Genomic DNA, 12,665 nt, shown 5'->3' with positions numbered 1-12,665 from the left:
CCAGGCGGTCTGCGGCCCCGCCGCTAGGATGAAACGCGTGCAGCAGTCTACGGAGTGGGATCCGCGTTCACGGGTGTCTGAGCAGGCACCCGGCGTCCATTTCGTGGAAGGACCGGCCTCCAACTGGATAGTGGTCCGCGACCATGCCGGCTTCATCCTTATCGACAGCGGCTACCCGTCCGACCTTCCACTGGTCCTGGCATCAGTCCGCCACCTGGGCCTGGACCCGGCGGACGCCCGCGCCCTCCTGGTCACGCACGGCCATGTGGACCATACGGGCTCCGCCGCCCACTTTTCCGAGGCCTACGGCACCCCCGTCCTGAGCGCGCCGGAGGAACTGGCCCATGTCCAGGGGAAGGAAAAGCACCAGGTCACGGTCGGCCAGGTCCTCCGCCGGGCCTGGCGTCCGCGCGCCTTCCGCTGGATGGTCCACGTCCTGCAATCCGGGGCCCTGGCGGCCACTCCGGCAGCGCAGGCACGGGCATGGGACGCCGCAACGCTCCGGGCACTTCCCGGCTCCCCCGAGCCGGTCCTGCTGCCTGGGCACACGCCGGGCAATGCGGCCATCCTTCTTCGGTCCGCAGGAGCCGTGGCGGTGGGTGATTCATTTGTCAGCGGCCACCCGCTGAGCACCTGGACAGGCCCGCAGATGCTGCACAGGATGTACCACAGTGACCCAGGGGAAGCAGAGGCTGCCGTCCGCGGCCTGGACGGCATCGACGCCTCGGTCATCCTGCCCGGGCACGGCCCGGCACTGCGCATGACCCTGGCCGACGCGCTGGCGGCGCTGCGGAGTCAGACGGGTTGTGCCGGCAGCACCCGGTAGGTCACGTGGGTGACCTGGCTCGCCCCGCGGGACGTCAGCTGTTCCAGGTTCAGGGGCGGGACGCCGTCGAACAGCCTGGTGCCCGCACCCAGTGTCAGCGGCGCGTCTCCCGGCGAGCGCTGTAACGCCCGGATAACGTCCCTGGAACTAGAGTCCGCGGCATGGGTGAGCAGCAGGATGTCCAGAGCCGCGGGTACGATCCAGCGTTTCTGGGCACCGAACTGGAGCCGCCTTCCATCGATGCCGGCCTGCTGGACGACACTGTCGAGCTCAACGGTTCCGCCGTCATCCCCTATACCCACTTCTCCCTGGCTGTCAGTAAGTCCCGCCGGTTTGCCCGCTGGGTTGCCTGGAATATCGACGGCGGCAGCATCAAGAGGTTGAGCCGCCAGGGCAGCGCGTTCATCAAGGACTCCCGGATACCGGAGGAGTTCCAGAACGGCGACGAGCTGTACAACGGCAACCGCCTGGACCGCGGGCACATCGCCCGCCGGGCCGACCTGCTCTGGGGTCCGCTGCCCGAGGCGAAAAGGGCAAACGACGATTCGTTCTTCTTCACCAACATCGCGCCGCAGATGGACGACTTCAACCAAAGCGGCAAGAACGGCATCTGGGGACGGCTGGAGGAGGCCGTCTTTTCCGACGTCGACGTCCAGGACCTTAAGGTCACGGCATTCGGCGGACCCATCTTCCGGGACAACGACCGGGAGTACCGGGGGGTGCCGCTGCCGCGCGAGTACTGGAAAGTCCTCGCCTACCTGGAGCGGGGCGCGCTCCGCAGCGCCGCGTTCCTCCTCACGCAGAACCTGAATCCCCTGGAAGCCCTGGACCTCAACGAGTTCCGCGCCTTCCAGGTGGGTATTTCGGAGTTGGAGGAACGCACCTCCCTGCGCTTTGCGGATCCGCTGCGCGACGATGACGGCCGGACGTCGCTGCGGGCAGCCGGTGACCGGGCGCCACTGGAAAGCCTCGCCGACATCCGGTGGTGACTGCAGCCCGCTAGAGGGGCAGCACCCGCGGGGTCACGCTGATCTGCAGGCCGGCGTTTTCGCCGAGCAGCGGCTTCATCACGTCCGGAACTTCAATGCGGCCGCTCCACCTGTTGGGTGCACCGTCGCGGTCACGCAGCCGGTCCTTCTCCTCGGGGTTCCAGTCGCGCAGGGCAGTGGGGATGGTGCTGTTCCACGCCGCCCAGGCCTTCGGCAGGGGTTGGCCGGCAGACGGTGGTTCGATGTCCACCACCAGCGTGTCCTGCCAGTCTTCCGTCTGCTCCATGTGGTCGTCGAAGAACAGGCGGCCCTGCTTCTCGGCGATGGACAGCAGCCGCAGCTTCAGCGCATGCCGGAGCCTGGGGACCACCCGTCCGCCCACCAGGGGACGGGGCGCCTGGGACGAGAGAAACGTGGTGAGCAGCGGCTTGGGCGAATCTATGGGGTCGCCTTCCCGCCAGCGCTCGATCTGCACGGGACAGAAATGCGCGGCGCTCTGCTCATGGACCAGGACGGGCAGCCCGCGGATGGCCACCCCGACATCCAGCTGGAACTCCACCTCGTCCGGCGCGTCCCTGCCGACGGTGAAGCCCACCAGCTCAATCTGGATTTTCAGGTCCCCGAAGAGGAACCGCTGGAGGTTCTGGTAGCCCTCTTCCGAGTTGACGATGCCGTACCGGCCGCTGTGGCTGCGGTGGACAATGGCCAGGGGGGCACCCCGGACGGCGGCATTGTCGATCTGGACCAGCCCGTCGCTGCGGGGGCCCACAGCCCGGGAGGACAGTCCAAGCGCCACGTCGTAGTCCTCGGGGTTCGAACCGACCAGGCAGAAGAGCTCCGAAACCGGGAACCCGTCGTCGGGCATTTCGGTGCCTTTGAAGCTCTCGCGCCGCAGTGTCCGCCGGCGGGCTGCTGGGGTGAGGTAGTCATACATGCGGTCAGGCCCGAAGATGTCAGCGCCGTGGATGCCGGTGGCATCCCTGATCCGCTCCAGCAGTCCGAACCCGACCGCGAAGTTGATGCCGCCATGGGGTGTGGCGTAGGTGAAGACCCTGGCGACATACTTCGCGCCGGCGGCAGGATCAATCGTTCCGTCGGTGGCCGCCAGTTCCTCCGGAATCACACGCTGCAGGAGGGACCTGCACACCAGCCCGCCCATGGAGTGCGCCACCAGGAAGACCTTGGGGGCTCCGGTCCTGTCGAGCACCAGCTTGATGAGCTTGAACAGGTCCCGGGCGGCCGTTTCAAAGGAGAAGCTCTCCGGGTCCTGGTCAAAGGTGTCTGCGGAGTCGTCGTAGAACCGGTGGATCCACACCGAGGCGGGATTGACGGACCTGGTGTCCACGCCCTGCAGGAACGCCCACTGGTCCCCGTGGACCGGAACCTCGTATTTGTGGTCCGAAATGAGCCGCAGCATGGGCGATTCGAACTGGTGGAACTGCGCCCTGCCGCTGCTGTCCGACCGGACATGGACTGATCCCTGGCTGAAGCCGTAGAACGGGTCGTCCACCGCGCTGTTGATGGCGCCCCCGTTCCCGGCGAAGCCGCGGACATAGATGATGGGCAGCCTGCCGTCCCCACCTGGTGTATCCACGTCCTGTCCCCTTTCCGAGGTTCACATCCGCCGCATCATGTCCACGATCCGCACGGCTGCGGGCATTGGAGCACGCGGGCCGTTACGACGGCGTTACCGGCACCGGTGCGCCCAGGCGGTATCCCGGGTGCAGTAATGCGGCAGTAACGGTGCCGCGCTCTACTGGATGGAGACCGTCCCGGTGTCCGTTGCCGGGGGCGGCGGTTCCCCGGGCGTGTCCCGGCCCCAGCAAAGGAGCGCACATCATGACCGCAGAGACTGTCCGGCCGCACTGCGACACCAAGCCGCAAAGCCGTCCCCTGCTTCGTCCCGACCTCGCACCCGGCAGGGAACGCCTCATCCGCCGGTTGCGGGGGAAATGGGTGAACGGGACGGTGCTCCACTACTGGTTCTTGCAGGGACCGGCCCCGCAAAAGGAGGCAGTGCGGAAGGCCTTCCAGGAATGGAAGGCACTGGGCATCGGCCTGGAGTTTACGGAGGTGGCGGACAGGAGCGAGGCCGAGGTCCGGATCGCCTTTGACCAAAGCGACGGGTCCTGGTCCTATGTGGGGCGCGACGTCCTGGAAATCAACGCCACGGAACCAACCATGAACTTCGGCTGGGACCTCACTGACGAGTACGGCCGGACGACGGCGCTGCACGAAATCGGCCACACGCTGGGAATGCCCCACGAGCACCAGAACCCGTTCGCGGGCATTGTCTGGGACGAGCCCCGGGTCTACGAATATTTTGGCGGAGCACCGAACCACTGGCCGCCGGAGCAGACGCTGCACAATGTGCTGCGGAAGATCGACGCCACCGAGGTTGAAGGTTCCTCATGGGACCCCGACTCGGTGATGGAATACTGGTTCCCCGCCGGGCTCATCAAGGAACCGGCCAGGTTCCAGGCGGGCCTGAATCCCCCGGGCGGCCTGTCCGAAGCGGACAAGGAATGGGTGCTCAAGTTCTTTCCTGCCATCAAACCCGAACTCCCCGTCCTCGACCCGTTCAAGTCCGTCCCGCTGTCCCTGAGCCCCGCGGAGCAGGCCGACTTCGCCCTGGAGCCCTCGGCCTCACGGACCTACGAGATTGCCACCTTTGGGACCGCCGATACCGTGCTGGTGCTGTTCGAGAATGTCGACGGCGAGCTCCGCTTTGTCGCCGGGGACGACGACAGCGGCGAGGACCGCAACTCCCGTGTTTCGGCCAAGCTGTTCCAGGGACGGCATTACGTGGTTCGGGTTAGGCTCTACTGGGCAGGTGAGTCCGGGCAGACGGCCCTGATGTATTGGTGAAGCCCACTCCCCACCGCCGGACCGGCCCTTGCACGCCGCCGGCAATTGCCGCGGCGTGTTGCTCAAGTTTGTCCGAATCTTTGCTAAAGGAAGCGGACTACGGGTTGTTCTGGGGGCAGGATGAGAGCTGACCGGCTCAGTGCCCTGCCAATCCAGGCAGCACCGCAGCCGGCGGGACGGGTTGCCGGCAGTCAAACCGTCACCTTGAACGGGCCTGGTCCCGGCGGAGAGTTGGGGGAGACGATGCGATCGGACGATGCGGGGGAAGAACCTGCCGGCGGGCAGGAAGCAATGCACGACGTTTCGGACGCCGGCACCCTGGTGATCCGTACCTGGCACGAACACGGCGGGCAGTCCCCCGCATTCCGGGCAAGGATCACCTACGGTCCTGCCCACAGCCGTGATCAAACCACAGTGTCCGCCGCCGACCCGGACCGGGTCCTACACATTGTGCAGCAGTGGCTGTTGTCCCAGGCCGCTGCCCCAGGCGGGAACTAGATGGTCCTTGGCTCCGTGGGCCTGGGGTTTTACTGCCTCGCTGATCAGGTGCTTCAGCGCCCCGGAGGGTTCAACGCCCATGTCCTGCAGCAGCTGGTCGTGGTACTTCTCGTACGCCACCAGCGCGGATGCGAGGTTGCCCTGGGCGAGTTCCGCCGCCACCAGGAACCGGACCGCGCTCTCGTACAGCGGTTCGATATGGAGTGCGGCGGCCGCCGCTTCCGCAGCCGCCCCGTGGTCACCCCGGCCGGAAAAGCCACCGGCAAGGAGTGTCAGGGCTCGGAGCTGGTCGTGCCGCAGGCGCCCCTGCTCGAACAGTACCCAGTCCTCATACCAGCCGGGCAGGAATTCCAGGTCGCGCAGCTCCTGGAGGTTGGCTGCCACCATGTCCCCGCCGGGAAGGCCTGCTGCCTTCAGGACGGCCCGGATCTTGTGAAGGTCCACCACAACCCCGGAATGCAGGGACAATAAGGCTCCGTCTTTGACGAGCAGGCCGGGCAGTTGCCGTGTGACCAGGTGTACTGTCACCCGAAGGCTTTCCAGGGCCTTGTCATCCGGATATTCGGGCCACAGCATGCCGGCGAGGAGGTTCCGGAGGCTGGCACCGCGGACCGCGAGTGCGGCGATCAGCCGCTGCTGGCGTGCAGCAACGTGAACGACTTCCCCGTCCTGGCGGAGCTGCCAGGAGCGCATGAGGTCCAGCTCAAAAATTCCATAGTCGTCATTGCCCATGGCTACCCGATCAGAACAGGTGATGCTGCAGTCAATTTGTAAGATTGAGCATCCTCATGTTGACAGTGAAAGTCAATCAACAATTCCCCCTAATTGCGTAGCGAGAGGAGGCTCTCAGCGGGTTCCGGGGCGCCATTCGGACGGGTCAGCCGGCGAATCAGTGGCTGTCCGGGCCGGCCTGTGTCAGCCTGCGGCCGCCCGCGGAAGGAAGGCGCTGGGTTCTTGCCTGATGCGTGCCAGTGCGGACTCCACGGCACCCTGGACGACGGCTTCGGCTCCCAGCGTGCTTGCCACAAGCTCCGGGAGCGGGGCGCCGGTATCGGAAGGGAGCAGGCTGCGTGCATGTTCCAGGACGGGGTCAACGGCCCGTGAGATCCCGCCGGCGATGACCACACGCTCGATGTCGAGGAGGCTGGAGAGGACCACCGCAATCTTCGCCAGCCGGGCGCCGAGCCGGGCGATGATGTCCTTTCCCAGCGGATCGCCCTCGCGGGCTGCCTGGAACACGTCCTCCGCCTTGATCTGCTCCTCCGGAATGTCCCGCAGCGTTGTCCGGCCCTCGAATGAGTTGATGCCCGAGCGGGCCCATTTCCGCGCGAGTGCACCGAACCCGTCGGTGCTGCCTTCCTCGGGCAGGGACTTGTCATCGGTGAACGCGTCCAGGAACCGCATCTCGCCCGCGCCGCCCCGCGGCCCGCGCAGCAGGCGGCCATCGACGATCAGGCCGGCACCAAACCGTTCGCCCGTCAACAGGGTTGCCACGTTGGCTGAGGGCTCCAGCGCCAGCTCGGCGATGGCGGCGAGATTGGCGTCATTGTCGACGACGACCCTGCCCTGAAGGTGCCGGGCGAATCCGCAGTTCATCAGCTGCCAGAATTCCCCTTCGGCAGGAGACGCTCCGCCGGCATCCACGGGCGCGGGGACGCCGATCACCGTGAGCAGCACATCATCAGCGGTGAGCCCGGCATCGGCGAGCGTCAGTCCGATCAGCTCCCGGGCCTTTGCGCAGCGGCCGGCACCTCCCAGCGCATGTGAATCAAGGCCCTCGCGGCGGCTGCCCAGTTCCCGTCCGCGCAGATCCGCGACGACGGTTGTGAAGGAGGTTTCGCCGGCATCCAGTCCCACAACCACGCCCACGGCTTCACGCAGCCGGTACCGCCGCGCCGGCCTTCCCTTGAGGACGCGGCCGGCGTCGCCGCCGTCGTCGACCTCCTCCAGCCACCCCGCGTCAACCAGCCCGTCACAAACTCCCAGCACTGTGGCACGCGTCAGGCCTGTTTCAGCCATCGCCTCACCCGCAGTGAACACCTGCTCCTGCAGGGCAAAGCGCAACAGCGCCTCCGAGTTGATCTGGCGTAACAGTTGCGTGGAGTTCGCCGTGGTCGCGTTCATCCCTTGACGATATCCCTTCCGTCCCCCATCCTCGTATAGGTCCTAAATATAAGATCCAAATAAATCTTCCGAGACCCACCAGGAGCCAATGTTGCCACCCTTGACGTCCGCCGGGACGCGCGTCTCCCGACGAACTTTCCTTGCCGCAGCCGGAAGCGCGCTGGCCGCTTACGGCCTGGCGGGATGCAGCGCGGCGGGCACCCCGCCCACCATCACCTTCCACCAGTCAAAGCCGGAAGCGGTGCCCTATTTCCGTGACCTGGCTGCAAAGTTCACCGCATCCCAGGACCAGTTCCGGGTTCTGCATGACATGGCAACGAACCTCTCCGCCGGATTCGTCCGGAGCAGCCCGCCTGACCTCGGCTGCCTCAACTACAACCTTGAAATGGCCCGGTTCATGGAGCGCGGTGCACTGTCGGACCTCTCCGACCTGCCCGAGGCAGCAGCCATCCGTGAGGACGTGCTCGACCTGACGAACTGGTACCCCACGTACGCAGGCCGTACCAGCGTGATCCCCTACTCGGTGATGGCGGCGTCCGTCATCTACAACCGCCGCATTTTCCAGGACAACGGCCTCGCCGTCCCCACAACGTGGGACGAACTGATCGAGGTGTGTGAGCGGCTCAAGGCTGCCGGGATCACACCCATTTACGGGACCTTCCGCGATCCCTGGACCATCGCCCAGGGCCTGTTCGACTACACGGTGGGCGGCATGGTGGACGTGCGCGCGTTCTACAAGTCGATGCACGGGATAGGCGAGAAGGTGGGACCCGATTCCGAAGTCTCGTTCCAGAAGACAATGCTGGAACCGGTGCAGCGCATGGTCCAGCTGACCAAGTACGTCAATCAGGATGCCTCCAGCCGCGGGTACGGTGACGGCAATACTGCCATGGCGCAGGGGCAGGCAGCGATGTACTTCCAGGGGCCGTGGGCCTTCGGGGAAATTGAGAAGGCCGGCACCGACGTCGACCTCGGGACCTTCCCGCTGCCGATGACCGATGACCCGGCGGACCTCAAGGTCCGGGTCAACATCGACCTCTCGCTCTGGGTCCCCGAGGTGGCCAACGGGCAGCAGGGAGCCCGCGCCTTCCTGCGGTACCTCATGCAGCCGGAGATCCAGAATCCTTACAACGCCCAGTTCCTGGGGTTCGGCACGGTCAAGGACGCGCCGGCGGTCACCGACCCCCGCATCGTGGACATGCAGAAGTTCTACGACGAGGGCCGCTTCTACATGGGTGCCTCACAGTTCATCCCCAACACAATTCCCGCCGCGAACTACATCCAGTCGATCGTCTCCGGAGCGGACGCTGAGGGCACCCTCCGCCGCATGGACGCCGACTGGGCACGCCTGGCCTTCCGCGCGTGAGCGCATCCCGAACCCATGCACGAAACGAGGACCACCCCATGTCATCAATGACGAGACCTTCCACCAGGCCGGTGGTGACGGCTGAACCAGCGGCCAAGCCGGCACGTGTGCGCAAAAGCCGGGTCGACCCGCTCTACTATCTTTTCCTGTTGCCGTCGCTGGCGATCTTTACGCTCGCCGTCACACTCCCTGCCGTACTCGGCTTCGTCTACAGTTTCACGAACTCTGTTGGCTTCGGCGACTTCGACTTCATCGGCTTCCGGAACTTCATCGCTGTCTTCCGCGATGAAGGGATCCTCGGGGCCTATGGATTCACGCTCGCCTTTTCGCTCGTGACCGTCGTCGTCGTGAACGTCCTGGCCTTCCTGCTGGCCCTGGGCCTGACGTCCCGCGTCCGCTTCCGCACCGCGCTGCGGACGGTCTTCGTCATCCCGATGGTGATCTCCGGCATCGTGATTGCCTTTGTTTTCCAGTACCTCTTCTCAAACTCACTGCCGCTGGCAGGCCAGAGCCTGGGAATCGAACCGCTCACCACCAGCATCCTCGCCAACCCGGACCTCGCGTGGCTGGCGATCGTCTTCGTCACGGCATGGCAATCGGTTCCGAGTGCGATGCTGATCTACATCGCCGGCCTTCTGACCGTGCCCACCGAGGTGTACGAGGCGAGCTCCATCGACGGTGCAACGCCCTGGCACAACCTGCGGCACATCACCTTGCCGCTCGTGGCCGGGTACGCCGTGATCAATACGGTCCTGGGCTTCAAGAACTACCTCAACGCGTACGACATCATCGTCGGCCTTACCGACGGCGGCCCCGGGGTCGCCACCCGGAGCGTAGCGATGGCGATCTTCCGCGGCTTCGAAGGCGGCGACTACGCCTACCAGATGGCCAATGCCGTGATCTTCTTCCTGATCAGCGTCGCCATCGCACTCATCCAACTCCGCTTCACCCGTGGCAAAGGAGGGATCGCAGCATGAGCAACGCGACCCGCACCATCCCCGCACAACCAGCGGCTTCCGCCAGGCGCCGCATCCGCACCGGCCACGAGCGCACCAACTGGCCCGCCACCGCCGTCCTGATCGTGTGCACCCTCGCCGTGCTTGTGCCGCTGTACGTCACGGTCAGCATGGCCCTCAAGACCACCGGCCAGGCGGTGGACGGCAACGCCTTCTCCCTGCCGAGCCCCCTGACTTTGGACAGTTTCATCCAGGCATGGACGCTCACGAACTTTCCCCGTGGCTTCATGATCTCTGTCTTCATCTCCGTCACCGCTGTCGTCGGCGAGATCGTGGTATCGGCGCTCGCAGCCTATGCGATTGTCCGCAACTGGGACCGCCGGCTGTTCCGCTGGTCGTTCTTCTACCTGCTGGCGGCGATGTTCATTCCGTTCCCGGTGGTGGCACTCCCCCAGATCCAGCTCACCGGCATGGCCGGACTCGACAACCCGCTCGGCGTCGCGATCCTGCACATCGTGTTCGCCCTGGCCTTCAACACGATGCTGTTCACCGCGTTCCTGCGCTCGATCCCGCTTGAGCTGGAGGAAAGCATGCGGATGGACGGCGCCGGGACGTGGCAGGTGTTCTGGCGGCTGATCTTCCCGCTGCTCGGACCCATGAGCGCGACCGTGGGAATCTTCGCCTTCATCGCATCGTGGAACGACTTCATGATGCCCTCGCTGATTATTTCCGACCCTGAACTGCAGACGATTCCCGTACTGCAGAAGATGTTCCAGACGCAGTTCAGCAACAGCTACAACGTCGCGTTCGCCTCGTACCTGATGGCGATGGCACCCGCGATCGTCGTCTACCTGTTCACGCAGCGGTGGGTCATGTCCGGCCTGACCCAGGGCGCCGTCAAGTAATTCTGCAAGGGGGTGCCTTCCGACGCGACGCGCGTGCGGGGGCGCCCCCTCAGGCTGCGGGCATGGCCAGGGACCGGCGGATGCCGATGATCCTGACGGCGACTCCCAGCAGGACCAGGCCAACACCGAACGCCATGAGGATCCAGACGGGCGCGGCCGCGGCGTCGATGTTCCGGTAGCACTCCGGCGCGAGCGCCGTGATGTGCAGCTGGGCATCGGCCATTTCAGCTGCCTGGCTTTCCGGCAGCAGCGGGCTGCCGCAGAGCGGTCCCGCCGGCCTTAAACCGACCACGATGCTCAGGATATGGACGGCCAGCCCCACGGCGATGACCAGTATCCAGCCGCGCCGTTGACTCAGTTCCCGGTTAATGGACCTGGTGGGATTTTCCGCAGAATCTTGAACCGCCATGATCCGAGCATAATGAGGGTCGAAGTGTTTTGCAGTGTTCGTGCCCCTACCGGCAGCCGTTGAGGACACCGGTGATCGCATCATGCTCAGCCTGCGTCACCCACAGTTTGTACTTGGCCTTCACGGCCGTCTGGCGGACGACGTACTCGCACCGGAATGCCCTGTTCGGCGGGAGCCAGGTGGCAGCATCCTTGTCACCCTTGGCGCCATTGGTGGGTCCATCGGCGGCCATCAGGTTCAGCGGGTCGTTGGCGAGGTCCTTGCGCTCTTCAGCAGTGAGTTGCTGGGCGCCCTTCTGCCAGGCGTCGCTGAGTGCTACGAGGTGGTCGATCTGGACGGCGGAGCTGGTGTCCTGCCCGCGCACGAAATCTATGATTGTGCCGGTGTACCTGTCGGCCAGGGTGCCGGTGACGACGACGCAGTTGTTGGTGCCGGGTTTGAAGGTTTCGCCGGTGAGGTCCCGGGCCAGGATGTCGTTGCGGGTGTCGCAGCCGTTCCGGTCAACGTCAGCCCAGGCGGGACCGAACTCCTCACGGGAATAGCCGGTCTTCGGAGCGCGCCCCTTCACCGGAATGGTCTGCAGCTGGTTGAGGGCGTTGCCGGCAGCAGCCGGATCTGCCGGAGCGGGATAACTGGCTGCGCCGCGGGGAGCGGATTCGATGGCCTCCAGCGCGTTCGCCGCAACATCACATCCGGCAAGGGAGCAAGCCAGCAGAACGGCAGTGGCAGCGGCAAGGGATTTGGCGGCAAAGCGGGAGATCTTCATGGTCCTTTTGGGTCAGCGGGGCTTTCAACGCTAGCGTCCGCTGCTGCTTCCGGGCGGAAGGGTGAACTATGGCGCCTGTCACACCGCGCCGCTCCCCCGGTCCCGGCAGGCGTGCAGGTACATCATTTCTCCCGGCTGCCTGCCTTCGCTGCATATGTGGTGGCCTGGTCACGCACTTGGCGGATGTAGGTGTCGGACTGGTTGTAGGCGTAGATGGCGCCGGTCCATCCTTCCGAGGTGGTGAGGTCCCGGCCGTCGGCGCACAAATAGTGCGCCGCGCTCAGGGCGGCGTCATCGATATTGGACGGGTCCGCCACTCCGTCTCCGTTCCCGTCGCGCGCCACCAGGCGCCAGGTGGACGGGATGAATTGCATCGGTCCCACGGCCCGGTCCCAGCGGGCGTCCCCGTCCAGGGTCCCAGCGTCTGTGTCGGCGATCGCGGCGAATCCGGCGCCGTCAAGCACGGGGCCCACGATCGGGCGGCTCACTTCCCCGTCGGCTGTGAGGACGCCGCCCCCGTACGTTCCGTGTCCTGTCTCGATGAAACCGACGGCCGCGAGAGTGTTCCACCCGAGCCCGCACGCCGGAACGGTATCCTTGACGGTTACAGCCGCGGCAACGTACGCGCGCAGTGCACGCTCGGGGATGCCGGTCTGCCCGGCTGCCCGGACGAGCCATTCGGCATCCGGGCTCCTGGTGACGTTCACGGCGGTGGCCATCCCAGAAGACAGCGCCTCGAACTCGGCGCCCGCCCGGGGCGGCGGAGCAAAGGCCTGCCGCGCGTCGACACCGGCGTGCGCGCGCAACCAGAACAAGGATGCGGTGGAGACAGAGACCGCAAACACGATAAGAACCACAAGACGCCTAAGACCAAGCACCGACCAATCAAACCATCTGCTGCTGATCTTCCCTGTCGGCTCCCCTAGTGCGCATCATCACCCTTGCGTTTTTTCTGACT

12 protein-coding genes are annotated in these 12,665 nt (G+C 65.5%); 6 read left to right on the top strand and 6 right to left on the bottom strand.

The genetic code is table 11. The features are described 5' to 3' along the window. The first annotated feature begins 37 nt into the window (after window positions 1-37). The gene (locus tag ACJJV6_RS16720; protein WP_009359126.1) at window positions 38-826 is read left to right on the top strand and encodes an MBL fold metallo-hydrolase; all 789 of its coding nucleotides are present in this window, start codon (window positions 38-40) and stop codon (window positions 824-826) included. A gap of 161 nt (window positions 827-987) precedes the next feature. Further along, complete coding sequence (locus tag ACJJV6_RS16715; protein WP_009359127.1) at window positions 988-1,815, top strand: DNA/RNA non-specific endonuclease; 828 nt, start codon at window positions 988-990, stop codon at window positions 1,813-1,815. 10 nt (window positions 1,816-1,825) lie between these two features. On the opposite strand, the gene ACJJV6_RS16710 is transcribed toward ACJJV6_RS16715, so the two are convergent. After that, window positions 1,826-3,409 carry a triacylglycerol lipase gene (locus tag ACJJV6_RS16710; RefSeq protein ID WP_009359128.1) on the bottom strand — a complete coding sequence of 528 codons (1,584 nt, stop codon included), beginning with the start codon at window positions 3,407-3,409 and terminating at the stop codon, window positions 1,826-1,828. Between the two features lie 245 nt (window positions 3,410-3,654). On the opposite strand from ACJJV6_RS16710, the gene ACJJV6_RS16705 reads away from it, so the two are divergent. Then, complete coding sequence (locus ACJJV6_RS16705) at window positions 3,655-4,683, top strand: M12 family metallopeptidase (protein WP_009359129.1); 1,029 nt, start codon at window positions 3,655-3,657, stop codon at window positions 4,681-4,683. Between the two features lie 441 nt (window positions 4,684-5,124). Here the strand turns inward: ACJJV6_RS16705 and ACJJV6_RS16700 are convergent, their stop codons facing one another. Beyond that, window positions 5,125-5,913, bottom strand: a complete 789-nt coding sequence (locus ACJJV6_RS16700) for a BTAD domain-containing putative transcriptional regulator (RefSeq protein WP_009359130.1) — start codon at window positions 5,911-5,913, stop codon at window positions 5,125-5,127. A 183-nt stretch (window positions 5,914-6,096) separates the two neighbouring features. Further along, the gene (locus ACJJV6_RS16695; RefSeq protein ID WP_354176956.1) at window positions 6,097-7,305 is read right to left on the bottom strand and encodes an ROK family protein; all 1,209 of its coding nucleotides are present in this window, start codon (window positions 7,303-7,305) and stop codon (window positions 6,097-6,099) included. A gap of 88 nt (window positions 7,306-7,393) precedes the next feature. Here ACJJV6_RS16695 and ACJJV6_RS16690 point away from each other — a divergent pair, with 88 nt between their 5' ends. The 3 genes from ACJJV6_RS16690 to ACJJV6_RS16680 are packed head-to-tail and all read left to right on the top strand — an operon-like array spanning window position 7,394 to window position 10,532. Further along, on the top strand, window positions 7,394-8,671 hold the full coding sequence (locus tag ACJJV6_RS16690; protein ID WP_200859192.1) for an ABC transporter substrate-binding protein: 1,278 nt from the start codon (window positions 7,394-7,396) through the stop codon (window positions 8,669-8,671). Between the two features lie 38 nt (window positions 8,672-8,709). Continuing rightward, window positions 8,710-9,648, top strand: coding sequence for a sugar ABC transporter permease (locus tag ACJJV6_RS16685; RefSeq protein ID WP_354176958.1), 939 nt, complete (start codon window positions 8,710-8,712; stop codon window positions 9,646-9,648). Beyond that, window positions 9,645-10,532 (top strand): carbohydrate ABC transporter permease, encoded by an 888-nt coding sequence (locus ACJJV6_RS16680; protein ID WP_009359134.1) that lies wholly within the window; start codon window positions 9,645-9,647, stop codon window positions 10,530-10,532. Before ACJJV6_RS16685 ends, ACJJV6_RS16680 begins: the two co-directional genes overlap by 4 nt. 49 nt (window positions 10,533-10,581) lie before the next feature. Here the strand turns inward: ACJJV6_RS16680 and ACJJV6_RS16675 are convergent, their stop codons facing one another. The 3 genes from ACJJV6_RS16675 to ACJJV6_RS16665 all read right to left on the bottom strand — a co-directional run bounded on the left by ACJJV6_RS16675 (window position 10,582) and on the right by ACJJV6_RS16665 (window position 12,564). Beyond that, window positions 10,582-10,941, bottom strand: coding sequence for a hypothetical protein (locus ACJJV6_RS16675; protein WP_354176960.1), 360 nt, complete (start codon window positions 10,939-10,941; stop codon window positions 10,582-10,584). Between the two features lie 46 nt (window positions 10,942-10,987). Then, window positions 10,988-11,707, bottom strand: coding sequence for an HNH endonuclease family protein (locus ACJJV6_RS16670; protein ID WP_354176962.1), 720 nt, complete (start codon window positions 11,705-11,707; stop codon window positions 10,988-10,990). A 122-nt stretch (window positions 11,708-11,829) separates the two neighbouring features. Continuing rightward, window positions 11,830-12,564, bottom strand: coding sequence for a lytic transglycosylase domain-containing protein (locus tag ACJJV6_RS16665; protein WP_009359137.1), 735 nt, complete (start codon window positions 12,562-12,564; stop codon window positions 11,830-11,832). Window positions 12,565-12,665 lie beyond the last annotated feature (101 nt).

The sequence above is a fragment of the Arthrobacter nitrophenolicus genome, from assembly GCF_045833485.1.
Taxonomy (GTDB): domain Bacteria; phylum Actinomycetota; class Actinomycetes; order Actinomycetales; family Micrococcaceae; genus Arthrobacter; species Arthrobacter nitrophenolicus.
Note: the sequence above shows the minus strand (reverse complement) of the source record. Positions and strands in the feature narration are given on the sequence as shown.

What these genes read in the sequence shown, in the direction of transcription:
- ACJJV6_RS16685 (WP_354176958.1), top strand. Translation starts at nt 8,710, where the DNA reads ATGTCATCAATGACGAGACCTTCCACCAGGCCGGTGGTGACGGCTGAA.
- ACJJV6_RS16695 (WP_354176956.1), bottom strand. Translation starts at nt 7,305, where the DNA reads ATGAACGCGACCACGGCGAACTCCACGCAACTGTTACGCCAGATCAAC.
- ACJJV6_RS16700 (WP_009359130.1), bottom strand. Translation starts at nt 5,913, where the DNA reads ATGGGCAATGACGACTATGGAATTTTTGAGCTGGACCTCATGCGCTCC.
- ACJJV6_RS16715 (WP_009359127.1), top strand. Translation starts at nt 988, where the DNA reads ATGGGTGAGCAGCAGGATGTCCAGAGCCGCGGGTACGATCCAGCGTTT.
- ACJJV6_RS16675 (WP_354176960.1), bottom strand. Translation starts at nt 10,941, where the DNA reads ATGGCGGTTCAAGATTCTGCGGAAAATCCCACCAGGTCCATTAACCGG.
- ACJJV6_RS16705 (WP_009359129.1), top strand. Translation starts at nt 3,655, where the DNA reads ATGACCGCAGAGACTGTCCGGCCGCACTGCGACACCAAGCCGCAAAGC.
- ACJJV6_RS16690 (WP_200859192.1), top strand. Translation starts at nt 7,394, where the DNA reads ATGTTGCCACCCTTGACGTCCGCCGGGACGCGCGTCTCCCGACGAACT.
- ACJJV6_RS16670 (WP_354176962.1), bottom strand. Translation starts at nt 11,707, where the DNA reads ATGAAGATCTCCCGCTTTGCCGCCAAATCCCTTGCCGCTGCCACTGCC.
- ACJJV6_RS16680 (WP_009359134.1), top strand. Translation starts at nt 9,645, where the DNA reads ATGAGCAACGCGACCCGCACCATCCCCGCACAACCAGCGGCTTCCGCC.